We start from the raw sequence: 25,692 nt of genomic DNA on the forward strand, positions 1-25,692 counted from the left end.
GTAATGCCGCTGCTACTTGTTGATTAACGATTTCCTGCTTGTGCTAAAACAATGACCAGAACAATCACAATGATGAGTAGAACAAAGCTGATGGCGGTCCATACGATCGCTTTCTTGTTCACCTCATCCTTTTTCTTTTGCAGACTGGGCGGTTTGCGCTTGGTCTTCATATCAGCAATCCCTCTTTTCTTGCGGGCTAAGATCCTGTCTTACTATGTCCATTGTAAATGGTTTGGTTATACATTTTCAATGACATCTCCATGACAACTGAATTGTTCTGATGTTGGACCTCGCAAATTACTTTCTTTTTGGTATGGAAAAAGCTAAACTATTTTGTAGAGATGTTTTTTTAGGATTGTGCAAGGGCATAGAACGGAGTGGATGAATCGTGTTGTATCGAAGGATCGCGAAACCTGTTTTTTTCAAAATGAGTCCAGAGAGGGCCCATCATGTAGTCATTGACGGCTTAAAACATGCTGGCTCACTTCCTGGTGGAGCGGCGACGTTGCGAGGGATGTATGGAGTCAAGGAAACGGAAGATCTTGCCGTTGACCTGTTTGGCATTCATTTTCCCAACCCGATTGGACTGGCTGCGGGACTGGATAAAAATGCTGAAGCGGTTGCCGGTTTTTCTTCCATCGGTTTTGGTTTTATGGAAGTAGGCACGGTGACACCTGTCGGACAGCCCGGCAATGATCAGCCCCGTTTGTTTCGACTGCCTCCCGATGAGGCATTAGTCAATCGGATGGGCTTTAACAATCTGGGTGCTGAGAGCATGGCCCAACGTTTGGCTACCCTTAAACATCGACCTGTACCGGTTGCTGTTAATATCGGCAAAAATAAAGTCACTCCAAATGAGGATGCCCATAAGGACTATGAGAAGTGTATTTCCGCACTGTATCCGTATGCGGACTTCTTTGTAGTGAACATTAGTTCACCCAATACTCCGGATTTACGAAAACTCCAGCATGGCAGTGAACTGAAGTCATTACTGGAAGCGGTTCGGGCAGAGATGAGAGTTCAGGCGACAAAGTATGGTAAAGCCAAGTCTGTACTGGTCAAAATTGCGCCGGATGTATCGGACGAGGAATTGGAATATATGACGGATGCGATTGCAGCTAGCGGAGTGGACGGCATTATTGCAACGAACACGACGATATCCAGAACTGGTCTGACGCATCGAAATGCAAGTGAAACCGGAGGATTGAGTGGTAAGCCGCTACGTGACCGTTCCACAGAGGTCATTGGACGGGTGTACCGCCAGACGGAAGGGAAGCTGCCTATTATTGGATCAGGCGGTATTTTTACCAGTCGTGATGCCTATGACAAAATTAAAGCAGGCGCTAGCCTGATTGAAATTTATACAGCATTGATCTATGAGGGGCCGGAAGTAAACCGGGCTATACATGCCGGTCTGCGTGAGTTGCTTCGAAAGGACGGCTTTAGACATATTACCGAGGCTGTTGGTGCAGCTCACAGATAAAAAAGTGTTGTCGGAAGAGACAGGAGGTACGGGGATGGACGGAAGAGACTGGGGAACATTTTTGCTGCCATACGATCAGGCGGTGGAAGAGCTTAAGGTCAAGTTCAAAACAATGCGTGCGGAGCTGAAAAAGCGCGAGGAATACGCTCCTATCGAATTCGTAACTGGACGGGTTAAAAAAATATCCAGCATCCTCGATAAGGCGAAGAGATTACAGGTTCCACCTGATCAGCTGGAGACGGGGATCGAGGATATCGCCGGCATTCGCATTATGTGTCAATTCGTAGAGGATATCCGGCGGGTAGCCGAATATATTCGAAGACGTAAGGATTTGACAGTATTGTATGAAAAGGACTACATCACCAATTATAAAGATAGCGGCTATCGCAGCTTTCATATGATTGTGGAGTACCCGGTTCAGACAGCAGTGGGGTTAAAGATTGTGCTGGCAGAAATTCAGATCCGTACGTTGGCTATGAATTTTTGGGCAACCATAGAGCATTCTCTTAGCTATAAGTATCGTGAGAGCTTGCCGGATGATATGCGGGCCCGGTTGAAAAAGGCGGCGGAGGCAGCCTTTGTGTTGGATAATGAAATGTCTTCCATCCGTCTTGAAATATTGGAAGCGCAGAAGAAGTTTGAGGATGAAGCCAATATCGTATCCAAAGTGCTAACAGGCATGCATCGTCTGTATTTCTACCATAAAATTAGTGAAACGATTGAGGCGCAGCGCAGATTCAATGAACTGTGGGAGCGGCACGACATGGAAGGAATCAAGCAGCTGCATGATGAGGTCAAGGAGATGCTGGAAGCTTCAACTAAGGAAGAAGACAGGGATGAGTTTTAAATGGTGAACCCTTCCTATGAACCGTTGTACGTGACTTATTTGGTATACTTCAATCGGGATCGGGATTACTTTGAATGTCATGAGGTACTGGAAGAGCTGTGGCTTAAGCTGGACCGAGACCCTGTATATAAAGGTTTGCTGCAAATTGCTGTAGGACTGTATCATTTTCGCAATGGTAACTATCGTGGTGGATACATGATGCTGGACAGTGCGGTACACAGGTTGGAACATGCTTCTTCGCAGGCGCTGGGTATTAATATGGCGAAGCTGATAGACGAGGCGCGCGCTTGCGCCCGGCAGCTTGCTGAAGCTGTTATGGAAGGTTCGGAAGAGCTTCATCGTCAACCGCCGATTTATCGGGACTTGACGATTGAAATCATCGAACCTGGGCTGCGTCGGGCCGTGGAGAAGGCAGCGTTGTCCGTTCCGGTCAACGTCCCTCAGCAGAGAGGTCCTCGGCGTGGCGAAAAGCATGAGCAGCGTCAGCAGGCGCTGGAAGCTTCGATTAGGCGAAGACAGGATGCTGGCAGCTTACGCTCAGCCCAGATGGAAACGAAGGATGCGCCTTGATGTTGTAGCGTATAATAAACGAGCAGCCCGATCCGTTTTATAGGGATCGGGCTGCTTTATCATTGTCAGACGTGAGGAGATTTATCTAAGAGGTCACGTTCTTTTTATATTTCTCAAAGAAGGCTTTGAAATCGTCTAGTGTGTATCCGTTGTCTGAAGGACTTTCCTTCAACCCACCTACCATACGTTCCTTTTCCACGCCTTTTTCGTAATAAACAAGCGTGGGAGTATACTCAATCTTGTACTTGTCCCAGCCAGCCTCATACTCACGCAGGTTAAATTCGTGCATCGTGATATTCTCCTGCTTGCTCAAAGGCATGAGCTTGGGAGTAGTGGCACGGCAGTGAACACAGTCGGAAGCGAAATGATAGACGAAAAAGCTTTCCTTTTTGTCAATTTTACTTTGTAAATCTTCTGGCTTAATAATTTGCTGATAGTTCGGATCATTTAGCAGTTCCTGGGTAGCAGGATTTAACGAGGCTGTGGAAACGCCGTACAGCTTGTTTTTAGTGCCCGAGTTTAAAGCGAGCAGCACTCCAAGCAAAATGACAAGCACAACAAAAAAGCCAATGACAGGGATAAGCTTTTTTTTGTTGGATTTTTGTGCGTTCAATGGAATCTCTCCTATCAAAATCTAAAATATGTAACTATGAACCTCATTATTATACAACATTACAGATTGTAGTGAAAGTTTGTAAATCACACAGATATTGCCGGATAACAGGTTGATTATGGTACAATAAAATTTATTTTAACAGGACAGGATGATTACGATTATGGGTGTACAGCTCCCCACAGCATTTGTAAAGCGCATGGAACAACTGCTCGGTGATGAATTTGAGGCTTTTATGGCTGCCTATGACCACACGCCCCATGCCGGGATTCGCGTCAATACATTAAAAATTCCAGTAGAGGACTTTAAGGAACGTTCTCCGTTCGAACTGCGGCCGATTCCGTGGTGCCCCACAGGTTTTTACATTCCGCACGGCACTAAGCCTGGACTTCACCCTTACTATCATGCTGGGTTGTACTATGTACAGGAACCGAGTGCGATGTCTCCGGTTGAACTGCTCAATATAGCTCAGGGTGAAGCTGTTTTGGACTTGTGCGCTGCACCGGGGGGGAAATCAACCCAAATCGCAGCCAAACTGCAAGGAAGTGGCGTACTGGTGACCAATGATATTAGCGCCGATCGAACCAAGGCGCTAGCTAAAAATGTGGAACTGTACGGTGTGCGCAATGCCGTGGTATTGAATGAAAGCCCGGATCGTATCGCAGATGCTTTTCCTCATTTCTTCAACAAAATTTTAATTGACGCACCTTGTTCGGGAGAAGGTATGTTCCGTAAGGATGAAGATATGGCCAAACAATGGGAGACACACTCGGTAGAAAAATGTGTGGTCATGCAACGGGACATTTTGCGTGTAGCGGCCTCGATGCTGAGCGATGAGGGAAGAATTGTCTATTCGACCTGCACCTTTGCCCCGGAAGAAAATGAAGGAATGATTGCGGAATTTCTGGAGGCTCATCCCGATTTTAACGTAGTCCCTGTTCCTTCGGAAGCAGGTTTTGCACCAGGCCACCCGGAATGGATGAATGAAGAGATTGCATCGGCACATCCGGAACTGCGAGGTACAGCACGCCTATGGCCGCATCTTGTAGAGGGTGAAGGGCATTTTATCGCCATATTGCAGCATCAGGGTGGTGGTCGTGTCACTTCGACAGCAGATCACACTAAGTCAGGGGAACTGGCTCCATATACGAACAAGAATGAAAGAATATTAAAAATAGAAGCAGCATATTCGCACAAGAAGCAACATTTGCCCGTCAAGGAAGCGCTGCTCCCAAGTGTCCAAGGAAGGCGCACGACTGATGAGCCTAAACGAACCGGAAAAGGAATGGGCGGAAAGTCAGGCAAAGGAAAGACCACGCGCGGCTTTGATGGTAACAAGTCACGTATGGGCAAAGAAAATGCAAAATCTGCTGTACGCTCCCCGCATGATGTGTTGGAATCTTATCATCAATTTGTTCAGGAGCAGTTGGAGGTTTCATTTGCAGGCTACACGGTGGTCTACGGAGATCGCATTTATCAGTCGCCGCTGGCATCACATCGTTTGGACGGTCTTAAGGTGGTACGTCCGGGTTGGTTTATGGGAACCGATAGAAATGGTCGTTTCGTACCTTCACACCCACTGGCGGTGGCTTTGCGCTCTTTTGAGGCGGTTAGAAGCATCAACCTTTCCAGCTCGGATGCTGAAGCCATCCGGTATTTAAAAGGTGAAACCTTGTCCATCCCTGTTGAGAGAATGGAGCTTCGGAATGAAGTCCAACCAAAGGGCTATACTCTCGTGTGTATTGATGGTTATTCGGCCGGGTGGGGCAAATGGCAGGACGGCATGCTTAAAAATGAATATCCTACAGGCTGGAGGTGGACATCGGTATGAGTGGAAAAGGAAGACAAACTCAGCGTTTGGACAAAATTTTAACCCATATGGGCTATGGTTCCCGTAGTGATATCAAGAGACAGGTAAAGCAAGGTATGATCACAGTAAACGGACGGATCATCAAGGATAGCGGCTTACAGGTTCATCCATATCAAGATCAAATTGAAGTGAACGGCGAACTTGTTGTTTTTAGAGAGTATATTTACATCATGCTGCACAAGCCCCCAGGTGTTATATCTGCAACCGAAGATACGAGGGAACGAACGGTGCTGGATTTGCTGAGTGCGGAGGAACGACATTTCGAGCCTTTTCCAGTAGGGCGGCTAGATAAAGATACAGAAGGCCTATTGTTATTGACCAACGATGGCAAGCTGGCGCACGAACTACTATCTCCGAGGCGTCATGTCCCCAAAACGTATGAAGCTACGGTGTTGGGACTTGTCACGGAGGAGGATATTCTTCAATTTACAGCAGGAGTGGAACTGGATGATGGGTATGTCACCCTTCCCGCGCAGTTGACGATTCTTCGGCATGAACAGCCGCATCAGGCAGATGGGGAAGTCATTTCCTATATTTCGCTTGTAATCCATGAAGGTAAGTTTCACCAAGTGAAGCGCATGTTCGAGGCGGTTGGTAAAAAAGTGACCTACTTGAAAAGAACAGCCATGGGGCCATTGAAGCTGGATGATCAGCTTCCACTGGGCAGCTATCGAGAGCTGACTAGCGAAGAACTGGCATTGATCGGCCGTGATATAGTTTCCGCAACATCAGAAGCTTGATGGTAAGATTAAATATAAATGACGCACAGACTCGTACGAGATTCCTGTGCGTCATTTTAGGATATAGACAATTAGACAGAGCAGTATTCATAGGCAGTCTTCGATAACGAATCGTAATTTGCGAATTATTGTGCGCGTGCTGCCCGATTTTGTTTCACTTCCGCTGCCTTATAAGCTGTAACCTTGTTTTTGCCTGTCGTTTTGGATATGTACATGGCTTGATCGGCCTGTTTGACGAGTTCATCCGGGTTCATTTCCTTCTTCACGGTACTGTGTCCGACACTGATAGTGACGATGCTTTCCTCAGCGACACGTTCGCGGATTCGTTCTGCGACCAGCGCCACCTTGGCCCGACGATCCACAACCATTGCGACCAGTTCCTCGCCACCGTATCGTCCGGTCAGCCCGATTTCATCCAGTTCGTCCTCCATAATCTGTGCGACCTGCTTGAGAACTTCATCCGCACGAGCATGGCCCTGCGTATCATTCAGCTTTTTGAAATTGTCAATATCGCAAAAAATGACCGACACGCGGATTCCCTGGTCCATATATCGTCGTAGTCGTCCCGAAAAATATTTACGGTTATACAGTCCTGTCAGGCCATCGGTAATGGAAGAACGATAAATCCTTTGGAGTAGCTCCACAATCCGTTCAAACAGGATGACAAATAACGTAGTGTAGTACAGCAATGGTAAAAATGACATCCACAGGATTGTGTTTGATCCGTCTGCTTCTTCAGGGATGTCATTTCGCAGCCAGAGAAAACCAAGCCAGAGCAGATAAGTGAATAGGCCTGCCATAAATTTCTTTGGCTGTCCGATTCGCGGGGTGATGAACAGAAGGCTTAATATAAGCACTAACACTCGATAAAACAAAGTGAATCCAACCAACTTCACTGGGCTAATCCAAGTGGGTAGCAAACCTAAAGTCCAAGCCATTACCGGCAGTATTAATAACGCAGCCAGCAACAGCAAGACCCATTTTTCCATAAGCTTTAGCTTTCGGTAAAGCTGAAATACAGCGGCATTGATGAGCACGAAGGCAAACGCCTCCAAAGCATTTTTCCACACGATTCCCTGCAGTTGCATTTGGCCGCCGCCTGCCGAATAGAGATTCATCGCTTCATATGTCATAATAAAAATAGCGGCAGCCGAAAAAAGGATATAGGCTTTTTTTCGTTGTCTGCTATATATGATCACGCACATTAGCGCCATCATGAGTATAATATACAAACCGCAGGCTGCACTTATGGCCCCGGCCAGAGATGGGGAGCCCAAGGTTCCCAATAAGGACAACAACGTCAACATCACCGACTCCATTTGTAAAATTAATCTATCTATTGAACGGACGATATCGTTCCGATACAATAGACAGGATTTATTCCAGTTAAAATGTTATAATTTTCTTTTGTGCCTAACATTTATTCTCAATATATCATCTTTCAGAAAATCCGGAAACCTATACATATATCCTGTGTTCCGGGCAGTTTAATGCTTGAAAGGGGAAGCACTCATGAAATTGCTACAGGCTCTCTTTTTCCCACCCGAGCAACCGGGAGGCGTTTCATCCATGATTCCATATTTGCAAGAGCGATTTACGTCCCCCCGTTGGGAAATGGAGTTATTTTCAATCCCTAAACGGATTCGTAACAAGGGTAGGGACGAAGTAATCTTTGATACCTTCGACTGGACGAGATATGAGCAATATCCTATCGTTCAAAAATATATTCAGACGTACCGTGATTATTTGTGGTGGACTCGGCTTCGTATTCAGAAGCCCTTTGACCTTATTCATGCTCATCATCCGATTGCCGGGCTAGCTATGAAAAACGTATTTCCTGATACCCCGCTCGTACAGACGATTCACTCTTCCTATGAGAAGGAGTTAATTCTGAACGGGAAAATAGAGGAGAACGGGCCTGAACACCAATTCTTAGTGTCACTGTACCGAGAAATGGAGCAGAAGGCGGATCGCCTGATAGCAGTATCGCAATCTTTTCAGCATTACTTAACACCTTATGTACAGCATCCGCAAGATGTTGTGGTTATTCCAAATGGATATGATGAGAAGCGATTTAAGCCCATTCCTCACGAAAATGAAGTGACACAGCTTATAACCGTTTGCCGACTTGTTCCCGCCAAAGGACTTGATATTCTATTACAGGCTTGCGCTGAGCTGAAAAAAAGAAATCAAGAATTTGTACTCCATATCATTGGTGATGGTCCGATTCGGCCTGAGATGGAAGAGATGGCGCGACAGCTGGATATATACCATGAGACGATTTTTTATGGATATACTCTTCACCCGGAAGAGTTTATGCCTTTCTTTGATGTATTTGTATTGCCTTCGCGGGCGGAGGCCTTTGGCTCCGTATTTGCAGAAGCGGCGTTGAGCTGTCTGGCATTGGTAGGTACAGAAGTAGGGGGAATACCGGAGCAGATTGAAAATGGGGTAAATGGTCTGCTCGTGCCACCCGATAATCCGAAGGCACTGGCAGACGCATTAGAAAAGGTCATCGCTGACCCTGCCTATCGTTATGAACTGGCTAGATCCGCCTGCGACAAGGCTAAATCAAGCTATTCATTAAGTCGTGCTGTTAACGAACTGAAGAAAATGTATTTGAAATTTCCGCACTAACCATGACGGGTATCACCTGGTTTGGAATCAGAATGCCGAAAGCTGGAGCGAGGACGTGAGGAGCGGAAAGGTCTTCCGCGTCCTGCTAAGATCAGTTTACTGACCCACATCAGACTGAGCATTCCAAAAATAGGATAAAGCACAGATAACAGTGAGCTGAAGCCGAACTGACTGATTAAAAAACAGGTGAGCATAATGAATAATGTAATGAGCTTGGGCGAAATTTGGACATGCTGACGAATTTGTAGACTGACTCCATAAATGTCGGCCACAAAGGTACTGAAGATCTCCATGAAAATGAGTAGAATGTATATGATTTCAACAAGGGCGCCTAGACGGTAAGCAATGCTTCCCATAGGGATTTCAAATTGCTGAATGCCTGGCATTTGCGCTGACATGACAAAATGTGCAGCCATCAGCATAAAGCCAACACCAATTCCGCCCAAAACACCGCCCCAGCGGATCGTTTTACGGGAGAAAGTTTGGCTGCCTAGAGGGACAAGCACGGCCTGAGCCATAGCCAGATTGAAGGACGTGTACAGGAGCGGAGATATCCATGTGCGTAGCACACTGTGGTCTGTCGTATTCGTAATAAAGCTTTGCGGATTGGGCATGGAAAGGGTACTGTGAACGAGCAAAAGAGATATAGTGATCATCAGCGGGACAACAATGGTGTTCATATGCAAAATCGCTTTAATACCTTTATTCAGCAGCAAGTAAGTTCCGATTAGTGTAATGAGCAGTCCAGTCTGGTAGTGCAGATGAAGGTGCTCCACAAAAACAGAGCCGGCTCCTGCCAGCATGACGCTGTTCACGCCAATCAGCACAAAAAGTGTGAATATGCTGATCCATTTTCCGGCATTGGCACCAAAAAGGTGCTTGTTCAGATCCTCGTAGGAGCGGGCTGAAATATCATGAGCGATCAGCATCATTTTCGTACCCAACCATACAAATATGAGTGTGGACAGCATAATCGTGATTGTAGCCCAACGTCCATATTGCGTAAAGAATTGCAATATTTCTTGTCCGGTAGCGAAGCCGGCACCGACGATTGTACCAATGTATGTAAAAGCAATCTGAAAAACATGAATATTACGTTTCATTCCCAGTCCCCCCTTGCCTGCTTGAATAACGCTGCAGCGAGCATATAATACAAACTATGTTCAACTGAAATAGGACATGACTGGATGAGACTGAAAATAATTATACTGCATTTAATGAATAGCTTGACGGGAGCGTAATTTATGGGTCAAATCCTTGCATGGATACTGGAATACGGATATTTGGCAATGTTCGGCTTGCTTGCCCTTGGAGTAGCTGGTATGCCGATACCCGACGAAGTGCTAATGATCGCCTTTGGCGGGCTCGTGTCTCAAGGACACTACAACTTTATTGCTGCGCTGGCAGTCACATTTTTCGGTAGTATGACAGGCATGATGCTTAGCTACACATTGGGTCGTCTGCTGGGCAAACCACTATTGCACCGATACGGTAAATGGGTGAGGCTTACGCCTTCCAGGATTGCCTCTTCCGAAAATTGGTTCGGGCGCTATGGTACCTGGGGAATTTTGTTCGGATATTTTGTCCCCGGCTTGAGACATGTGTCATCCTATCTGGCAGGTACAACCCGTCTAGGTGTTTTTCGCTATATCGGCTATGCATCGGCAGGAGCGTTGCTGTGGTGCGGTACATTTTTGGGGATCGGGCATGCGGTGGGTATGCACTGGGAACAGGTGGCTAAGCTGATGGAGAAGGTGACTCATCGGGTGGGCCTGATCGTTATTCTTTTAATCGTTTTGGGAGGAATCACCGCATGGTTCTGGAACAAACGTAAAAAAAATATCACATGAATGCATGGAAAGCAGGCTATAGCTTGAAAGCGACGGGTGAAGTATGGTACTTTTACCGCATAGGAATGCCGTGGGAGGTCATGGAATGGAAGTATTAAAGAAACGAATTTTAAATGAAGGTGTGATTGCGTCAGATCAGGTACTAAAGCTGGATGGATTGCTTAATCACCAGGTTGATCCAGAGCTGACAATGGAAATGGGACGAGAGTTCGCAGCCCGTTTTCGGGAAGAGAAGATCACCAGAGTAGTGACCGTGGAATCCTCAGGCATTGCCATCGGGTTTGCGACAGCGTTGGAGTTGGGTGTACCGTTGGTATTTGCTCGTCGTAAAAAGACTTTATTAGCTGATCCAGATGCGCTGTGTGAGCGTGTACCTTCGTTTACAAAAGGGATTGTCACAGATATTATGTTGTCTCGTCAATTTATTCATGAGCATGATCGTGTCTTGTTCATTGATGATATTATCGCTAATGGCGATGCGGCACGAGGCATGGTTAAAATTATTCAACGCTCCGGAGCGGAGTTGGTTGGATTCGGAGTTGCGGTTGAAAAAATGTTTCAGGCCGGAGCCAGAACCATTCGTGAGCAGGGCATTCGTGTAGAATCATTGGTTAAAATTTCGTCATTGGCTGACGGTAAGATAGAGTTTGCTGAATAGTAACAATTCTAAGCTTCGGATCCTTATTTCTAATAATAACCTTTGCATGAGCATCAATTTCGCTTATAATATATATAAGGTTTGGGAGAGGAGGCAGCAACATGGGGAATGAACAATTGACCGAACAGTTTTTTCTGGAAAAACTGGCAGCGGCTAAAGTGCATTTTGAACGCGCCTTGGATTGTAAGCATACGGAATTCGACGATTTGTATCCCTATATGATTGAACATCCTCAGTTTTTTTGGTATAAACGCTATGTGGCTTGGTCTGAGTTGCTGACATTGGTTAACCTATGCGAAGAATTGTCTTTCTCTTGGAAAGAAGAATTTACTGCTCACCAAGTGGAGTATGTAGAACAGCGAGTGTTGTCTGCACAAGTGCTGGACTTCTGGTACGAGAAGAACGATACAAAAGAACATGATCACAGTGTAAATCAGTCGGGATAATTTGTTGCTCTGTTGGCAATCCATATAAGTAGTAAGCGGAAAGAGACCTAAATGATTTGTTTAGGTCTCTTTTTAAACTTTTCCATGCATATAAAATTATGGCCGTTGTGTTGAAAAAATGGATAAGGAGGGGACATGAATGATAATGGACGAAGAATTGGATGCTTATCGACTTTCTGGTGAAAAGGTACGCGTCGTACGCGATGGATTGGAGTCCAACGATGTGGTTGGCATTGTACTGGCATGGGATGATGAACAGGTGCTTATTCGCCGCCAGAATCGACGTGTGGTCAAGTTGGATCGCAGCTATACATATCAGCCGTTCAGCGAGCCGCGTCACAATCCGATAGATCTGGATTAAGAAACGAGTTCCAAATGGGGATTGGCTAAAAAACGGTGTGTTTCATTAGGCATACAGAAACTCTAAATCGGACACAGTAATGAAGGAAAACTCAACAGAGAGGGCGTGCTGTGTCAATGACGGTTATGGACGAAAAAGTACATGCATACAAGGATCAAATCAGCCATTTGGAAGATAAGTTGCCCGAGGTAGTTCATGCCTATCATCGCTTTACCGGAGAATGCTTTCAAGCCGGCAGTTTAGATGGAAAAACCAAGCAACTGATTGCGCTAGGTATTGGCTTATTTTCCAACAATGAGGTGTGTACGTTTTATCATGTGAATGAGGCGCGTTCCAAAGGAGCCAGTGACCAGGAGATTATGGAGACCGTTGCTGTAGCTGCTGCAGTTGGTGGAGGACATGCTCTAAGTCAAGGGGTTACCCGTGTACAGAAGGCGTTACATTAAAGCGAATCATTCATACAGATAACTTATAATCGTAATAGCGGACATAGATTGATCTCAACAAATGATGGTTATGAAAAGAAGCTTCCGAGCACAGTTAGTGCCTGCGGAAGCTTCTTTTTGCGTGTAGTGCGGGGATTATGCTCTTTTACTTGCAGCAAAAGCAGCAGGGCGAGGGGATTTATGCTTGTAGGCAGAAGAGGATGCAACCCAACTTCGCCCAACAACGCGTAGGGGTTTGGGGGTTGAGTTATTGGGTAATTCGGGGCGATATTTCTCTGGTAAAGGTAGAGCTGCCGTATGAGGCAAAGAGGTAGGGAGCCCCAAATAAGCTCGCATTCGTTCATACATTTCTTTGCGGAATGCGGACATAGGCATACGGAACTGTTCTTTGACGCCTTTATATATATAGGTGGCGTGAACGCCGGAGTGGTTTTGTTGGATGTCTAGAACACGAATGTGATACTTCTTAAATTCATGTTTGATTTCAGATAGCAGGATTCCGGTACGATCTATTCCTGCGTTAACCATTTCGACATAAAGATCAGGGGTTTTCAGCACGCCGCTTTCCTCAAGAATTAGACTGTCACGCTCAAATACTTTTTGAATAAAGGTAAGGAGCAGATAACTTTTCACAAGAGAGCATGGATGCTGAGTAGTATCTGAAGAGATCATTACCATTCACCGCCTTAGGGAAATGTGATGATAATTCATAGTCATCGAAGTGAAAGAACATAAGTTAATAGGAACTTATGTTCTTATATTATCGTATTATTCCTTTTTTATCAAGAATAAATAAAGAAAAATAAAAGGTTTGACAACTTTATTTGAGCATGGTATGATCTATCTTGTCGCTAAGAAAGATTGATTCTTTTGAAATAGACGACAAATATATATGCGGTCGTGGCGGAATTGGCAGACGCGCACGGTTCAGGTCCGTGTGGGCTAACCCCCCGTGGAGGTTCGAGTCCTCTCGACCGCATCCATTTAGAAAAGGTTTATAGAATTGCTCTCGTAGCAGTTTTATAAGCCTTTTCTTACGTTTCGGAGTTATTGCAGATTTCCCAGGAAGGACAATATAAGGACTTGAATTTTATTCAAGTCCTTGAGCAATTCTTTTATAAGTTCAATTTTTAAGATATGATAGAAAGTAACACGTTTTATGATGAAGCTATTGAAAGGTTGGATGGAAGATGGAGAAAGCAACTTTTGCAGGTGGGTGCTTCTGGTGTATGGTGACTCCGTTTGAGGAGCAGCCGGGGATTCATAGTATTGTCTCAGGCTATACTGGAGGGGCGATTTCCGATCCGACCTACGAACAGGTTAAAACAGGAACAACAGGGCACTATGAGGTGGTGCAGATTACGTTTGATCCTGAGCTGTTTCCTTATGAAAAGCTACTTGAATTGTATTGGCCGCAAACAGATCCTACCGACGGAGAAGGTCAATTTCAGGACCGAGGCACACAATATAAACCTGCCATTTTTTATCATACGGAGCAGCAACGTGAGCTTGCACAGCAATCCAAGGAACAGTTGGTACAAAGCGGACGCTTTGATAAGCCAATTGTAACGGAGATTCTTCCGGCTTCGATTTTTTATCCGGCAGAGGATTATCATCAGGATTATCACAAGAAGAATGTGAAACATTATAAGGAAGATCGAGCCCAATCCGGTCGTGATGAATTTATCGACAAAAACTGGTAAGCAGCTTTAATATACGTCATTATGCGCACTTCAAGGCAGATCAGAGATTATATCTCAGATCGCCTTGTACATATTTAAACGGTTTTACTCACACAATGAAGGGACAGAGAAGGAGGCTGACCCGCAAATGAGTACACGACGGAAACTGCACATGAGAAATATAATAAAAAAGGCTTTAAAAGCATCACGCAGCCGGAAGGATTCGTCTTATGCGCTTGCACACCATACAAGATCTAGAATGCAAATAATTGTAGTGCTTTGTATTTCAGTCTGTATGTTATTTATGATCTGTAAAACTGCTGTTGCCGAAGCAATAGACCAGCAGAACCAGCAGCAAAAAAGGGTTGCTGTCATTATTGATGATTTAGGGAACAATATGAAAGGTACCGAGGAGATTCTAAATTTACCCGTCAAAATCACCGTTGCTGTCATGCCCTTCCTGCCAACAACCAAACAGGACGCTATGGAAGCGCATAAGCGTGGTCATGATGTTATCGTCCATCTTCCAATGGAGCCCAAGCAGGGCAAGCCTGAATGGCTTGGACCGGGAGCAATCAAGGCTAATATGACGGATGAAGAAGTACGCGCCAAGGTGACAGCAGCAATTAAGGATGTTCCTTATGCCATAGGAATGAACAACCATATGGGCTCCAAGGTCACCTCAGATAAGCGCATTATGTCCGTCGTTCTTGATGTTTGTAAGGAATATGGACTATTTTTTGTTGATAGCCGTACTAATTATTGGTCAGTGGTGCCTGAACTTGCTGCTAAAAAGGGAATGCCACCGGTGCGAAATGATGTTTTTTTGGATGATGTTCATACACTCGCTCATGTGAATCGGCAACTTAGTAAAGTGGTCGAATGGTTGGCAGAGCACGATACCTGTGTAACGATTGGACATGTCGGCGTGTCCGGCATGTATACCTCCTCAGGGCTTCATTCATCGGTCCCTAAATTAAAGGAGCATGCACAATTTGTCGGTATTAGCGATCTGGTGCGTGATGTATGGGGATGGACAGGAGACCCAGCCACGAATACTACCATGCCGTCAGATGCGCAATAATGCCTTCGGCTATAGCTTGAGCAATGCTTTTTTGACCGTGATCCCCGGAAAGCATGGCTCTGTCCTGCTCGTTGCTGATAAATCCGGTTTCCACAATTACAGCGGGATGCTGGATTTTATTTAGAAGATAAAAGGGTTTTCCGTACATGGTTTGTCTATTCATGCAAAATAAGCGGTTTAATGAATGCTGAATCCGTTCAGCTAACAGATAGCTGCTGCCTTCATCCTGATACAGTACAATGGGTCCGCGTTTTTCGGCCCGTTTGGCCCAATTGACATGCAGGCTTACAACCACAGCAGTGGGCAGTTGTTCTGTCAAGCTTTTACGTTGGGCGAGGTCTTTAAGATGCCGTGATTTGGACTGCAACCAACGGTTATCATCACTCAGTGCGTAGTCCTTGTCCCGATTCAGAACAGCAGGGTAACCCTGAGAGCGTAAGATTAGGTACAGTTTTTGAGCAATAGCAAGATTAATATCTTTTTCCAGAAGTCCTTTGTGACTTGTTCCACCATCCACACCACCATGACCTACATCAATCAGGACGACGGGTTTGGCAAAAGCGTGATAGGACCGGTTAAACTGGATTTCTGCATGCTTGTTTGTCTCGGTGCTTTTCTCATCAGGCTGAGTAGTTGCATAAGCTAACGGGGGAAATATAGCACTGCAAAGGATACAAAAACTTAAGCCCAGCCCAATCAGCCATATCCTGTTTAACTTTTTATTCAACACGTTCTATTCCTCCAATGGACGAATTGATTGTTTACTGAAAACCATGCATAACAGACATCAAACCTAAAGAGCACTGCTGCCTTTAAATAGAACCATTAGCCTTGGGGTAACTGTTAGTTGAAGATAGTATGTTCCATTTAAGGGGAACCATGCATAGTTATCCCGCAAGGGTTAGAGCTGCTGAAAACTGTGCAAGCTAGTGGTATCTGAACCTAACGTGTAATTTGGTATTTCCAAGATACGGTGATCGGAAATGTTAGGTCAGATGAAGGAGGTCATGGAGGATGGCGAAGAGTGACGAACTGGTGACGTATATTACAGAGCGGATTGTGCGTTATATGGAAACGCCGCGCGATGTTCGACGCAGCCAAAAACAAGCCAAGGAGCCGTGGGTAAGCAAATGGTTTGGAATGTTGCCTCTCGCTCTGAAAATGTGGATAAAATCCACACGCAGAGAGCGAAGAGAGCAACGTTAAACACGCCAAAGAGACCACAAGAGGCATGGGGTATGCCATTTGAGGTCTCTTTTTATGTTGTTTAGGGATAATTTCGAATTATTTTTAATGGTCCTAAAACTACTAAGATTCCAAACGGTAAAATTGACCATGAGACAACAACTGTTTTAGTGGCACAAATCGGGAAAGACCATCGTGGTAGGTTAATGCATATAAAATGGGTTCGGACGGATGATCTGTAGATACCCAAGCTTGAAACCCGCTAATGGATAAGGGTCCCCCAAAGGCAAAATTGATGCTTGTGGCTGAAAAAATCATACGTGGTGAATTACTTACCGCGTCCATAAATTGGTCTGTGTCATGAATGGAAAGTTTTTGCTTAGGTTGAAGCCAGCCCAGATCCTCATAGGGATCGAAAGGATCAGACGAGACAGTAACTGCTTGGGCCTGAGTTTTCAAAAAGGGTATAGATGAAGAAATCGCGTTGTTCTGAAGCTTATATTTCCAGCTCCCATCTGTTACTTCTGCAGGTAGCGGATCGCCAGTAACAGCATCAATACATATTTGGCTACCCGTAGAGGAACGTACCTGCCAGTAGGCTAATAGAGGTTCCTCATACATAGGTGTAATTTGTAGCTTGTCGATAGAAGAAAATTCGGTTTCTGTGAGCGACTTCAGGGATTGGCGAAGTATATCCATACTATAAGGTCCGCCTGGCCCATTCCCGTATTCGTTGAGTTGATAAGCGCCGTTTGAGTCTGATCCGATAATCAGGTAGCCAATGTATTCTCCTGCATGGTTCACTTGAACAAGCCAGCTATGGGTTCCAGGTCCGAGCGGATGGTAGCTGAGTTCGGCGTCTTTCCACGAAGCAAAAGGGGGTTGCGACGATAGAGATTGGACGGTATCGCTCGCTGTCCGTTTCACGTCCTCAGGCACCCCTTGCTGCTGAGTAGGAGGCTTTGATGAAACGTCACCCGGGGATGTGGAAGAAGTAGTAGGGCTCCTGGATTCCATTGTAGGAACCTGGGAGCTTTCGTTGTAGTTGGATGCTGAGCTTACATTGCTTTCTTGAACGGCTGAGGGAGCCGCATGAATGGAAGCGAACGGACAGACTGCGGACAGGCCGATCAGCACAGCTGCGACCATACCTACGCTATAATGCCCGGAATGATTTTTTTTCAATGGAATCCACCTTTCTGTCGGATGGCTTGCCGACGGAGGCAATCTTTTTTAACCAGCATACAGCTTGTCCGATGAAAAGACTGCTGTACCCTGTCGGTGCAAATGTCGTATCCAGGTTCGCTTTTTGCTGTCGATACATAGGAGACAGGCTAGACTATGCTTGTGTTTGCAGCAGCAGAAACTGATGTAGGCTGAAGCAAGATGTTACAACTTGGCGACATGTCTGCAACTAATCTGCGAAGGAGCGTGAGATATCAGTTACCGCAGATGAAATATGCCGCAGTTAATGGCGGATACGAGTACTTTTGGCTCATATTGCCATACCATTTCTTTACGACGGGCTTGATGCTGCTCTAATACGGATTCTTTTTTATCCTCTTCCTCTTTCTGTTCCTTGATTAGATCTTCGTAGTAGTGGTCAATAACCTCTAGTTCCATGCGCAATCGTTCCTTCGCCTGCTCAGCCCAATCATAATCTTGCTGTCGGAGCTGTTCGGTGAGATAGCTTTCAAGCGAGGTGGAAGCCTCAGGGACAGATAGCTGCGCTGGCTGTACATGCATATTGCCTGCCAGCAGCGGGCTGAGCTGCCGGGTTTCGAGCATAGCGCCAAAATTAGCTACAATAGTGCCACTTTTGAGTGAAATACCTAGCCAATGAAGTTCCTCGCGCTTCAAATCGCAGGCAAACTCAATCTTGTAGCAGACGCTGAGCCAAGCTTCATAGACTACAGGAGAACGGGCAGACAACTGACGGGCATCCGGCTGCTCGAACAAATAAACATATTTTCCTCCATCCCGAGCAGCTTCAAAAATTTGATGCAGCCGACGGCTTCCGTATCGAAGCTCCTCCTGCATAATGCGACCAGGCCCTAATTGCGGTAACGTCGGTACATGACCGAAGTAACGCCCCATGACCTGATCTTGTGCTGCGTTGCCAGCTACAGGAGCTGGTGGCGTCTGATCCGCTAAACGTTCCTGTTCTGTCCGATAGGCTTCCCCATCAAAGATGAATGTGAAGGACATGGTTTGTGCTGGAACGCCAGTACGCTCTACGTATCCCCAATAGTAGGGGCGATTTGTCAAGGCTTTATCTGCCTCTGGAGACAGCTTGACAGTTACATGGTGGGGAGACCTCTCAATGATGCTGCACCCAGTAGATTCCAGATAAGTGTGGACAAAACGCTGGACTTGCTGTGCATTCATAGTCAAGGCTAACGCCCCCCTTTCACACTGCGTCGAGCTTTGGTTGGAGGAACTGCATCACCTGCTAAGCCTAACAAATCCTCGGTAACACTTGAGCTTACTCCTGTTAGCCGTCCTTTAAGCTGTTTTGTTCCAGGTGACTTATCGGTTACTACATTTGGAGAGACTGACGGGTCTGTGCGTATTTGTGCTATTTCTTGTTTGATGGAATCCAGCGAGTGGCCCAACTTTTGCATTTTTCTGCGAATTTCATCATCACTACTGGACTCAAGCATGATTTTATATAAACTCTTTTCAATGGATTCTTTTTTCTCAAACTTTTCCAGAATAACGTCCAATCCGCCAATGACCATCTCAAACATATTAATCTTTTCATGCAGAAGGTGCAGGATATGCTCTTCAATCGTTCCGGTAGTGGATAGGTTGAAGATATTTACGTCATGCTTCTGTCCAAGTCGATGCACCCGTCCAATCCGCTGTTCCACGCGCATGGGATTCCACGGCAAATCGAAGTTAATCATGTGGTGACAAAATTGCAGATTAATGCCTTCACCGCCTGCTTCTGTAGCAATCATGACCTGAATGCGACCACGGAACAGATCCATCATCCAATCTTTGCGGCCCCGGTTCATACCGCCTCGGTAAGGAACGGCAGACAGTCCGCGATCCCGGAAATAGTTTAGTAAATATTCCTGTGTGGCCCGATATTCTGTAAAAATAATCACTTTTTCGTTCATCTTCCGGATGAGCTCCAGTGCTTTTTCTGCTTTGGAATTGGCCTTGATCGCTTTAATGTGTGCGACCAAGTCCCAAACACGATCACGTAGGGGAGAGTCAGGAGCCATCTTTTTGGACAAATTGACCAGCGTGACAAACACAGCGTCCCGGCTACTGCACACCTCCCGTTGAAGGGTAACGAGAGACAGCATGCTGCTTAAATTTCCGCCATTCGCCTGATATTGTTCTTTGACAAAAGAGGTCACCCCATCGTACAGCGCTTGCTCTTCTGGCGAGAGTTCCAAGTGAATGTTGGAAACATTTCGTTTAGTGAATTGAACAGGACCTTCTCCACGACGATTGCGGATCATGACTTTAGACAGCTCATCTTTGAGCTGATCTTCATTTTTGGGCAGACGTTTATCTACAACAAAGTTGGCTGAAAAATCGCCTTGTCTTCCCAATTGACCGGGCTTGAGTAACGTGATCAGATTAAACAGCTCAGATAGATCGTTTTGTACAGGTGTTGCTGTCAGGAGCAAACAATATTTTTTACGCAACTTCATAATGAACTGGTAGTTGGATGTTTTTTTATTCTTCAGCTTATGAGCCTCGTCAATAATGAGTAGGTCATAATCGGTATCTAGCAGGATGTTACTATGTGGCTCCCGTTTGGCCGTATCCATAGAGGCGACGACGACCTCGGAAGACCAGGAATACGCTTTTTTCTGGGCGACTGCGGGAATGCCGAATTTGCTATTCAGCTCACGCACCCATTGCAGGACCAGAGAAGCGGGTACAAGAATAAGCACTTTGGAAGCCAGCCCGCGAACCAGATATTCCTTAAGGATCATTCCGGCTTCAATCGTTTTGCCTAGACCGACCTCATCGGCAAGAATGGCACGTCCAGACATCTCAAACAGTACCTTTCGAGCGGTATCGAGTTGATGGGGCAGTGGAGTGAGGTCTTGCAAATGCTGAAGACATTGAAGCTCATCAAAGCTCGGCACCAGCTTGGCCTTTTCCGCCTCGATTGCCAGCTGATACAGATCCCAATCTCCCCAAGGACCTCCCTTGTGCAGGCGTTGGTCCAGCTCGTCCTGCCAGCTGCGGTCAAATTGTATCGGAACAGGCAATGGTGCTTGGCTTTGTGCGTGCTGGGAACTTGTCGGTTTGGCTTTCATGATGATTCCCTCCCTCCTAGTAGTAGCACCGTTGAAGCTCTTGGCTCTGTCACATATATGACATCTATTTTGCACAGATCGTAGATGTAGTATGGACGGAAAAAGATATCTTCATAACAGGAGGGATAAAATCCTTTAGCTGCCTTCCATTAACTTTTGGAGTTTACTTTCCGTAGAAGTTTGCGCATTGGGGGTGTATATGCTGCAACGGAGATCGACACTGCCTTGTACCTGAAGGGAAGTCAGGTCAAATAACATTTTGCCAGCCTTAGCATGACGAAATTCAATGAGCACTTCTGGAGCGGAGCTTACCTCACTCTGATTCCAAAGCTCGTTAAACTCTGGGTAGGCCTGACTCATGTTTTGTATAAACTGAGCATACCAGGGGTCTGTCACGTATTGCCCGTAATAAGCGCGGAATATAGCAAGAAACCCCTTTACAAAGTGTTCCCAATTCACAGCCAGACTTTTAAACTCCTTTTTGGTAAATAGCAGTTCGATCATATTGCGCTGCTCATGTGGTAGTTCAGCAAAATCCATAAAAACATGAGCAGCAGCTTCGTTCCAGCCGACAATATGGCAGCGCCGATCTGAAATAATAGCAGGACAGTAGTGCAACTCTTGTACGATCTTTTGCAAAGATGGAGAAATGATCGCTTGTTCTTCAGGAGCAGGAAGGTTATGAGACCCGGCTTCCAGCGCTAAATCGTACAAATATTTACGCTCATCCGTGTTCAACTGCAAGGCAGCAGCAATAGCATCCAGCACGGAGGCAGAGACCTTAATATCCCGACCCTGCTCCAGCCAGGTATACCAGGTTGTACTGACACCTGCTAGCTGAGCGACTTCTTCTCTGCGTAAACCTGGTGTTCTGCGACGTGATCCAGGGGGAAGACCAACCATATGCGGATGTAGGCGGGCCCTTTTTGTTTTCAGAAAAACAGATAGTGCTTCCAGACGTGCTTCCGTTTTCATTAGATATTTTCTCTCCATTCGATGAGTGTATCTGAAGTAATTAATTCAGGCGCTTACTATAGTAGTGTTCATTATACCAGGATAAACAAACACTTGTAATAGGATAAGACGAGGGTAAAATGAGGATTATAAGTAAGCCATCGAGCAGGAGGAATGAATAGCTTATGCAAAGAGTAGTGATAACAGGTATGGGTGTCGTTTCGCCATTGGGCAATGAAGTAGGCACGCTGTGGAACAATTTGCTGGAAGGCAATTCAGGTATACGTAAAATAGATTCATTTGATGTGTCCGATTTAAAAGCACAAATTGCTGGACTGGTACAGGATTTTGATGCAGAAAAGCAGTGGGGGCGTAAGGATGCCAGACGAATGGATCGATTTACCCAGTTTGCATTATATGCGGCAGAGCAAGCGCTCAAGGATTCTGGTCTGGAACTGGATCACACTGATCTGGAGCGTGTAGGTGTCTATGTGGGGTCAGGAGTCGGCGGTTTGGATTCGTTGGTAGATAATGTGGACGTGCTGTTACATCGTGGTCCGGGTAGAGTTAGCCCAACGCTGGTACCTATGATGATCTCGAATATGGCTGCTGCACAAATAAGTATCGCGTTCGGAGCGATGGGTCCTACGCTTTCACCTGTAACGGCTTGTTCTATTGGGAACACTGCAATTGGAGAGGCGTTTCGGACCATTCGTACAGGAGATGCGGATGTCATTTTTGCTGGCGGAGCTGAAGCCGCAGTGTCCCGATTGGCCTTGGCAAGCTTCGCTAATGCAACTGCCTTGTCAACACGTAACGAGGAGCCTTCGACAGCAAGCCGACCGTTCGATCAGGATCGTGACGGCTTCGTCATGAGTGAAGGAGCGGGTATCCTGGTACTGGAGTCGCTGGAGCACGCTACCCGGCGTGGGGCGGAAATCTATGGTGAGGTCATCGGTTATGGAGCGAGTTCGGATGCCTATCATATGGTTGCACCGCATCCTGAAGGAACCGGAGCTTACCTAGCAATGAAAGCTGCCCTTCATTCGGCTCGCATCTCCCCTGAAGAAGTGGATGTGATCAGTGCCCATGCAACGAGTACGGCTGTAGGGGATATTGCTGAGACCTTGGCGATCCACAAGCTATTTGGTGAATATGCCTATCAGATACCGGTTACCGCGAATAAGTCCATGCTAGGTCATATGCTAGGAGCCGCAGGCGGTGTCGAAGCAATTGCGCTTGTTCAAAGTCTTCGGGAAGGTATCATTCCGCCAACAATGCATCTAGACAATCCCGACCCTGCTTGCGATCTGGATTATGTACCTAACGAAGCACGCAAGGCTCCACTAAATATTGGGTTATCTAATTCTTTCGGCTTTGGGGGTCATAATGCGGTCATTGTGCTGAAACGCTATGAGTCATAATACGTAATGAGTTTTGAACCTCAGGTGCTCTATCCGACTGGATCTAGCATCTGAGGTTATTTTAATCTAGGCATTATAGATTCAATTTAAATAAGAGATAGAGTAAGATGGAGGAAAACATTTGGAGGGACGGGAAGCCATGATCATAATCAGGAACATAGAGCCAGCAGACGCTGAAGTATTTTGGAATTTAAGACTGGAAGCCTTAAAAATGAACCCCGAAGCTTTTGGAACCTCCTACGAGGAAGCTGTACAAGTTTCGTTATCTGATGTAGTGAAGCAAATACAAAATAAGAGAGACCATTACATACTTGGTGCATTTACAAAGGATCATCAGCTGGCTGGTATGACCGGATTTAGAAGAGAAAACAAAATAAAGACACAGCATAAAGGTGCGATTTGGGGAGTTTATGTACCACCGATTTACCGAGGTCAGGGGATCGCTAAGAAACTTTTATTGGAAGTTATCAGTCGAGGTAGAAAAGTGGAAGGATTGAAACAAATCAATCTGAGTGTGGTGGCTGCCAATCAAGCAGCTATCGAGCTTTATAGGAAATTGGAGTTTAAAACCTATGGTATTGAAAAGAACGCTTTGGAATATCAAGGTCAGGGATATGATGAGGAACTCATGGTTTATTTTTATTAAGGGTGAAAGGTTTTGAAAACATGAAAATTGATCGATTGCTTTCTATCGTCATTTTGCTGCTGAAAAGAAATAGAATACAAGCAAAGGAACTCGCTGATTTGTATGAGGTTTCGATTCGGACGATTTATAGAGATATTGAAGCGATTAGTCTGGCTGGTATCCCAGTAGTAACTTTTCAGGGAGCAGGTGGAGGAATCGGCCTGATGGAAGGATATCGCCTGGATCGTAGTATGTTGACGGATCATGATATCAAGGACATTGTGATGGGCTTGCAGAGTTTGTCCTCGTCGTTGGGCGGTCCCAACGTATCCCGGTTACTTCATAAATTTGAAAGCATTATACCAGAGTCTGAAAAAGAGCAATTTAGTGTCCGTACCACACAGTTTATCGTCGATCATTCGGGATGGGGAAATCAGTCTGTCCAGGAAGCTAAATTAATCAAGATAAAAGAGGCAATGAGTCAAGCCCGTACGGTTGCTTTTACCTATCGAAATGCGGAAGGAGCCCGAACAGAACGGGATGTGGAACCGCATACGCTTGTGCTGAAAGGGCAACAATGGTTTGTGTATGCGTATTGTCCCGACAGGGAGCAATTTCGGTTGTTCAAGCTTTCCCGTATGAATGAGCCTGTGGTTACAGAGACGGCTTTCATTCGCAGGGATCTTTCTAATGAAGTGCTGCCGTGGAATGAGGGGCGGATGACGGCATCCAGCGCTGTACAACCATTTACGCTACAATTTAACCGCACCTCAAGACATCTGGCGGAGGATTGGTTTGGTGTGGAAGCATTGAACGAGCAGGAGGAAGGGATTTACACGGTTTCAGTCCCGTTTCCTGAGGATGCGTGGGTGTACGGATTTATTTTAAGCCTCGGACCGGATGTGATTGTCAAAGAACCAGCCCATTTGCGAGATAAGATTTATAAGATGGCGTTGCGTATTGCGTCTAATTATGAAGAAGAACAGAAATTATAAAATAATTATTAGACTAAAGTAAAACGAACCTGACCCATAGTTGTCAGGTTTGTTTCGTTATACTGGTGGCATACCAGATACGAATTGGCGAAAGGGGATTTACGAGAATGGATAAAGCTTGTCAAAGTTGCGGGATGCCACTGGAGCATGAGGGTCAATATGGGACGGATGCACAACATCATAATACAGATGAGTATTGCAAGTATTGTTACAAGGAAGGTGCATTTGTACAGCCTGACTTGACGATGGAGGGAATGATCCAGCAGTGTGTGCCGATCATGGTAGAAGAGGGGATGCAGGCAGAAGAGGCGATTTCGATGCTGCGTAATTATCTACCAAACTTGAAGAGGTGGCGATCTTCAGAGGATGCAGAGCTTCAATTTGATGGCCCCATTCGGGAGGAGTACCGAGGTGAAATCCATTTAATTGGACTAAAAGCACGTACAAATAATCAGAAGGAACAAACGTCCCACGGGATCATTCCAAACATGTGGGAACGTTTTGTAGGTGAGGATGTGGCAGGCCGGATCAGAGGTCCTCATGGACTTGCTTCCGTCTATGGTTGCTATACTGATTATGAAAATGGAGCTTTGGGCGAGTATACATTTTTTATCGGAAAGGAAGCGGCTGAGGATTTCCAAGCTCCTGACGATCTTGAAGAACTTGTAATTCAGGCTGCACGCTACGCTATTTTTCAGGCAACCCATGAACCTTCTTCTGTCTTCCGTGTATGGCAGACAATTTGGGCATGGGCCGCCACGGGACAAGGAGAGCGGACCTACACAGGTGATTTTGAAGTATATGGCAATCCAGATGAACCTGTTTTGATTTATATTGCAATCAAGTGATGATTTACAGTGATAGAAGAGAACCGTCTAGGCCGTTGTTGAGGCCCGGGCGGTTTTTGTTTGTTCAATCCATATGGATTTACCA

Annotated in this window: 28 protein-coding genes and 1 tRNA gene; 19 read left to right on the top strand and 10 right to left on the bottom strand. The window is 45.8% G+C overall.

Going from position 1 to position 25,692, the window contains the following annotated elements; all coding sequences use genetic code 11:
- Window positions 1-23: 23 nt before the first annotated feature.
- On the bottom strand, window positions 24-170 hold the full coding sequence (locus tag MKX36_RS08565; protein ID WP_016819743.1) for a hypothetical protein: 147 nt from the start codon (window positions 168-170) through the stop codon (window positions 24-26).
- Window positions 171-388: 218 nt separating this feature from the next.
- Here MKX36_RS08565 and MKX36_RS08570 point away from each other — a divergent pair, with 218 nt between their 5' ends.
- From MKX36_RS08570 to MKX36_RS08580, 3 genes are read left to right on the top strand one after another with little or no spacing between them, the layout of a single operon-like run.
- Window positions 389-1,483 carry a quinone-dependent dihydroorotate dehydrogenase gene (locus MKX36_RS08570; RefSeq protein ID WP_340864540.1) on the top strand — a complete coding sequence of 365 codons (1,095 nt, stop codon included), beginning with the start codon at window positions 389-391 and terminating at the stop codon, window positions 1,481-1,483.
- A gap of 34 nt (window positions 1,484-1,517) precedes the next feature.
- Window positions 1,518-2,330 (top strand): GTP pyrophosphokinase, encoded by an 813-nt coding sequence (locus tag MKX36_RS08575; RefSeq protein ID WP_016819745.1) that lies wholly within the window; start codon window positions 1,518-1,520, stop codon window positions 2,328-2,330.
- Window positions 2,331-2,900 (top strand): DUF309 domain-containing protein, encoded by a 570-nt coding sequence (locus tag MKX36_RS08580; RefSeq protein WP_340864541.1) that lies wholly within the window; start codon window positions 2,331-2,333, stop codon window positions 2,898-2,900.
- Between the two features lie 85 nt (window positions 2,901-2,985).
- On the opposite strand, the gene MKX36_RS08585 is transcribed toward MKX36_RS08580, so the two are convergent.
- Window positions 2,986-3,513 carry a thioredoxin family protein gene (locus tag MKX36_RS08585; RefSeq protein WP_016819747.1) on the bottom strand — a complete coding sequence of 176 codons (528 nt, stop codon included), beginning with the start codon at window positions 3,511-3,513 and terminating at the stop codon, window positions 2,986-2,988.
- Window positions 3,514-3,676: 163 nt separating this feature from the next.
- Between MKX36_RS08585 and MKX36_RS08590 the strand changes: the two genes are divergently transcribed.
- On the top strand, window positions 3,677-5,344 hold the full coding sequence (locus MKX36_RS08590; RefSeq protein WP_340864542.1) for an RsmB/NOP family class I SAM-dependent RNA methyltransferase: 1,668 nt from the start codon (window positions 3,677-3,679) through the stop codon (window positions 5,342-5,344).
- Window positions 5,341-6,123, top strand: coding sequence for a pseudouridine synthase (locus MKX36_RS08595; protein WP_019686917.1), 783 nt, complete (start codon window positions 5,341-5,343; stop codon window positions 6,121-6,123). Before MKX36_RS08590 ends, MKX36_RS08595 begins: the two co-directional genes overlap by 4 nt.
- Window positions 6,124-6,248: 125 nt before the next feature.
- On the opposite strand, the gene MKX36_RS08600 is transcribed toward MKX36_RS08595, so the two are convergent.
- Window positions 6,249-7,430: a GGDEF domain-containing protein gene (locus MKX36_RS08600; RefSeq protein WP_016819750.1), complete on the bottom strand. Its 1,182-nt coding sequence runs from the start codon at window positions 7,428-7,430 to the stop codon at window positions 6,249-6,251.
- 205 nt (window positions 7,431-7,635) lie between these two features.
- Here MKX36_RS08600 and MKX36_RS08605 point away from each other — a divergent pair, with 205 nt between their 5' ends.
- The gene (locus MKX36_RS08605; RefSeq protein ID WP_031463252.1) at window positions 7,636-8,760 is read left to right on the top strand and encodes a glycosyltransferase family 4 protein; all 1,125 of its coding nucleotides are present in this window, start codon (window positions 7,636-7,638) and stop codon (window positions 8,758-8,760) included.
- Here the strand turns inward: MKX36_RS08605 and MKX36_RS08610 are convergent.
- Entirely contained in the window at window positions 8,757-9,863 is a 1,107-nt protein-coding gene (locus tag MKX36_RS08610) for a YkvI family membrane protein (RefSeq protein WP_031463253.1), read from the bottom strand. The genes MKX36_RS08605 and MKX36_RS08610 overlap by 4 nt on opposite strands.
- Before the next feature lie 141 nt (window positions 9,864-10,004).
- On the opposite strand from MKX36_RS08610, the gene MKX36_RS08615 reads away from it, so the two are divergent.
- The 5 genes from MKX36_RS08615 (at window position 10,005) to MKX36_RS08635 (ending at window position 12,521) form a co-directional block, all read left to right on the top strand.
- On the top strand, window positions 10,005-10,610 hold the full coding sequence (locus MKX36_RS08615; RefSeq protein ID WP_016819753.1) for a DedA family protein: 606 nt from the start codon (window positions 10,005-10,007) through the stop codon (window positions 10,608-10,610).
- An 85-nt stretch (window positions 10,611-10,695) separates the two neighbouring features.
- Window positions 10,696-11,268 (top strand): xanthine phosphoribosyltransferase, encoded by a 573-nt coding sequence (locus MKX36_RS08620; protein WP_016819754.1) that lies wholly within the window; start codon window positions 10,696-10,698, stop codon window positions 11,266-11,268.
- Between the two features lie 101 nt (window positions 11,269-11,369).
- Window positions 11,370-11,714 (top strand): hypothetical protein, encoded by a 345-nt coding sequence (locus MKX36_RS08625; protein ID WP_013370520.1) that lies wholly within the window; start codon window positions 11,370-11,372, stop codon window positions 11,712-11,714.
- A gap of 139 nt (window positions 11,715-11,853) precedes the next feature.
- Window positions 11,854-12,075, top strand: a complete 222-nt coding sequence (locus MKX36_RS08630; RefSeq protein ID WP_016819755.1) for a hypothetical protein — start codon at window positions 11,854-11,856, stop codon at window positions 12,073-12,075.
- Between the two features lie 116 nt (window positions 12,076-12,191).
- Window positions 12,192-12,521 (top strand): carboxymuconolactone decarboxylase family protein, encoded by a 330-nt coding sequence (locus tag MKX36_RS08635; protein ID WP_340866089.1) that lies wholly within the window; start codon window positions 12,192-12,194, stop codon window positions 12,519-12,521.
- Between the two features lie 135 nt (window positions 12,522-12,656).
- On the opposite strand, the gene MKX36_RS08640 is transcribed toward MKX36_RS08635, so the two are convergent.
- Window positions 12,657-13,193 carry a hypothetical protein gene (locus MKX36_RS08640; RefSeq protein ID WP_019686921.1) on the bottom strand — a complete coding sequence of 179 codons (537 nt, stop codon included), beginning with the start codon at window positions 13,191-13,193 and terminating at the stop codon, window positions 12,657-12,659.
- A gap of 222 nt (window positions 13,194-13,415) precedes the next feature.
- Here MKX36_RS08640 and MKX36_RS08645 point away from each other — a divergent pair.
- The 3 genes from MKX36_RS08645 (at window position 13,416) to MKX36_RS08655 (ending at window position 15,287) form a co-directional block, all read left to right on the top strand.
- Window positions 13,416-13,500 (top strand) — tRNA-Leu (locus MKX36_RS08645).
- Window positions 13,501-13,711: 211 nt separating this feature from the next.
- Window positions 13,712-14,224 carry a peptide-methionine (S)-S-oxide reductase MsrA gene (gene msrA / locus MKX36_RS08650; protein WP_016819146.1) on the top strand — a complete coding sequence of 171 codons (513 nt, stop codon included), beginning with the start codon at window positions 13,712-13,714 and terminating at the stop codon, window positions 14,222-14,224.
- A 127-nt stretch (window positions 14,225-14,351) separates the two neighbouring features.
- Entirely contained in the window at window positions 14,352-15,287 is a 936-nt protein-coding gene (locus tag MKX36_RS08655) for a divergent polysaccharide deacetylase family protein (protein ID WP_340864543.1), read from the top strand.
- Here MKX36_RS08655 and MKX36_RS08660 read toward each other — a convergent pair.
- Window positions 15,262-16,017 (bottom strand): N-acetylmuramoyl-L-alanine amidase, encoded by a 756-nt coding sequence (locus MKX36_RS08660; protein WP_340864544.1) that lies wholly within the window; start codon window positions 16,015-16,017, stop codon window positions 15,262-15,264. The genes MKX36_RS08655 and MKX36_RS08660 overlap by 26 nt on opposite strands.
- Before the next feature lie 284 nt (window positions 16,018-16,301).
- On the opposite strand from MKX36_RS08660, the gene MKX36_RS08665 reads away from it, so the two are divergent.
- Window positions 16,302-16,493: a YqzE family protein gene (locus MKX36_RS08665; RefSeq protein ID WP_016819149.1), complete on the top strand. Its 192-nt coding sequence runs from the start codon at window positions 16,302-16,304 to the stop codon at window positions 16,491-16,493.
- A gap of 102 nt (window positions 16,494-16,595) precedes the next feature.
- Here MKX36_RS08665 and MKX36_RS08670 read toward each other — a convergent pair whose 3' ends face one another.
- The 4 genes from MKX36_RS08670 to MKX36_RS08685 form a co-directional block, all read right to left on the bottom strand.
- A complete protein-coding gene (locus MKX36_RS08670; protein WP_340864545.1) occupies window positions 16,596-17,657 on the bottom strand; it encodes a hypothetical protein in 1,062 nt (353 codons plus the stop codon).
- Between the two features lie 258 nt (window positions 17,658-17,915).
- Entirely contained in the window at window positions 17,916-18,866 is a 951-nt protein-coding gene (locus MKX36_RS08675) for a YqhG family protein (RefSeq protein WP_025364582.1), read from the bottom strand.
- 2 nt (window positions 18,867-18,868) lie between these two features.
- Window positions 18,869-20,761: a DEAD/DEAH box helicase gene (locus MKX36_RS08680; RefSeq protein WP_025364583.1), complete on the bottom strand. Its 1,893-nt coding sequence runs from the start codon at window positions 20,759-20,761 to the stop codon at window positions 18,869-18,871.
- Between the two features lie 135 nt (window positions 20,762-20,896).
- Window positions 20,897-21,736: a helix-turn-helix transcriptional regulator gene (locus tag MKX36_RS08685; protein WP_016819153.1), complete on the bottom strand. Its 840-nt coding sequence runs from the start codon at window positions 21,734-21,736 to the stop codon at window positions 20,897-20,899.
- A gap of 164 nt (window positions 21,737-21,900) precedes the next feature.
- Between MKX36_RS08685 and fabF the strand changes: the two genes are divergently transcribed.
- From fabF to MKX36_RS08705, 4 genes are all read left to right on the top strand, one after another.
- Window positions 21,901-23,139: a beta-ketoacyl-ACP synthase II gene (fabF, locus tag MKX36_RS08690; RefSeq protein WP_025364585.1), complete on the top strand. Its 1,239-nt coding sequence runs from the start codon at window positions 21,901-21,903 to the stop codon at window positions 23,137-23,139.
- Between the two features lie 121 nt (window positions 23,140-23,260).
- Window positions 23,261-23,785, top strand: coding sequence for a GNAT family N-acetyltransferase (locus MKX36_RS08695; protein WP_235193651.1), 525 nt, complete (start codon window positions 23,261-23,263; stop codon window positions 23,783-23,785).
- A 20-nt stretch (window positions 23,786-23,805) separates the two neighbouring features.
- On the top strand, window positions 23,806-24,759 hold the full coding sequence (locus MKX36_RS08700; RefSeq protein ID WP_025364587.1) for a helix-turn-helix transcriptional regulator: 954 nt from the start codon (window positions 23,806-23,808) through the stop codon (window positions 24,757-24,759).
- Between the two features lie 107 nt (window positions 24,760-24,866).
- Window positions 24,867-25,607: a zinc ribbon domain-containing protein gene (locus tag MKX36_RS08705; RefSeq protein WP_340864546.1), complete on the top strand. Its 741-nt coding sequence runs from the start codon at window positions 24,867-24,869 to the stop codon at window positions 25,605-25,607.
- The last annotated feature ends 85 nt before the right edge of the window (window positions 25,608-25,692 follow it).

The organism is Paenibacillus sp. FSL W8-0439, assembly GCF_038008995.1.
GTDB classification, from domain to species: domain Bacteria; phylum Bacillota; class Bacilli; order Paenibacillales; family Paenibacillaceae; genus Paenibacillus; species Paenibacillus polymyxa.

Coding starts and splice junctions, on each gene's coding strand:
- MKX36_RS08565 (WP_016819743.1), bottom strand. CDS start 170: ATGAAGACCAAGCGCAAACCGCCCAGTCTGCAAAAGAAAAAGGATGAG.
- MKX36_RS08575 (WP_016819745.1), top strand. CDS start 1,518: ATGGACGGAAGAGACTGGGGAACATTTTTGCTGCCATACGATCAGGCG.
- MKX36_RS08580 (WP_340864541.1), top strand. CDS start 2,331: ATGGTGAACCCTTCCTATGAACCGTTGTACGTGACTTATTTGGTATAC.
- MKX36_RS08590 (WP_340864542.1), top strand. CDS start 3,677: ATGGGTGTACAGCTCCCCACAGCATTTGTAAAGCGCATGGAACAACTG.
- MKX36_RS08595 (WP_019686917.1), top strand. CDS start 5,341: ATGAGTGGAAAAGGAAGACAAACTCAGCGTTTGGACAAAATTTTAACC.
- MKX36_RS08600 (WP_016819750.1), bottom strand. CDS start 7,430: ATGTTGACGTTGTTGTCCTTATTGGGAACCTTGGGCTCCCCATCTCTG.
- MKX36_RS08605 (WP_031463252.1), top strand. CDS start 7,636: ATGAAATTGCTACAGGCTCTCTTTTTCCCACCCGAGCAACCGGGAGGC.
- MKX36_RS08610 (WP_031463253.1), bottom strand. CDS start 9,863: ATGAAACGTAATATTCATGTTTTTCAGATTGCTTTTACATACATTGGT.
- MKX36_RS08615 (WP_016819753.1), top strand. CDS start 10,005: ATGGGTCAAATCCTTGCATGGATACTGGAATACGGATATTTGGCAATG.
- MKX36_RS08620 (WP_016819754.1), top strand. CDS start 10,696: ATGGAAGTATTAAAGAAACGAATTTTAAATGAAGGTGTGATTGCGTCA.
- MKX36_RS08625 (WP_013370520.1), top strand. CDS start 11,370: ATGGGGAATGAACAATTGACCGAACAGTTTTTTCTGGAAAAACTGGCA.
- MKX36_RS08630 (WP_016819755.1), top strand. CDS start 11,854: ATGATAATGGACGAAGAATTGGATGCTTATCGACTTTCTGGTGAAAAG.
- MKX36_RS08635 (WP_340866089.1), top strand. CDS start 12,192: ATGACGGTTATGGACGAAAAAGTACATGCATACAAGGATCAAATCAGC.
- MKX36_RS08640 (WP_019686921.1), bottom strand. CDS start 13,193: ATGATCTCTTCAGATACTACTCAGCATCCATGCTCTCTTGTGAAAAGT.
- msrA (WP_016819146.1), top strand. CDS start 13,712: ATGGAGAAAGCAACTTTTGCAGGTGGGTGCTTCTGGTGTATGGTGACT.
- MKX36_RS08655 (WP_340864543.1), top strand. CDS start 14,352: ATGAGTACACGACGGAAACTGCACATGAGAAATATAATAAAAAAGGCT.
- MKX36_RS08665 (WP_016819149.1), top strand. CDS start 16,302: ATGGCGAAGAGTGACGAACTGGTGACGTATATTACAGAGCGGATTGTG.
- MKX36_RS08680 (WP_025364583.1), bottom strand. CDS start 20,761: ATGAAAGCCAAACCGACAAGTTCCCAGCACGCACAAAGCCAAGCACCA.
- MKX36_RS08685 (WP_016819153.1), bottom strand. CDS start 21,736: ATGAAAACGGAAGCACGTCTGGAAGCACTATCTGTTTTTCTGAAAACA.
- fabF (WP_025364585.1), top strand. CDS start 21,901: ATGCAAAGAGTAGTGATAACAGGTATGGGTGTCGTTTCGCCATTGGGC.
- MKX36_RS08700 (WP_025364587.1), top strand. CDS start 23,806: ATGAAAATTGATCGATTGCTTTCTATCGTCATTTTGCTGCTGAAAAGA.
- MKX36_RS08705 (WP_340864546.1), top strand. CDS start 24,867: ATGGATAAAGCTTGTCAAAGTTGCGGGATGCCACTGGAGCATGAGGGT.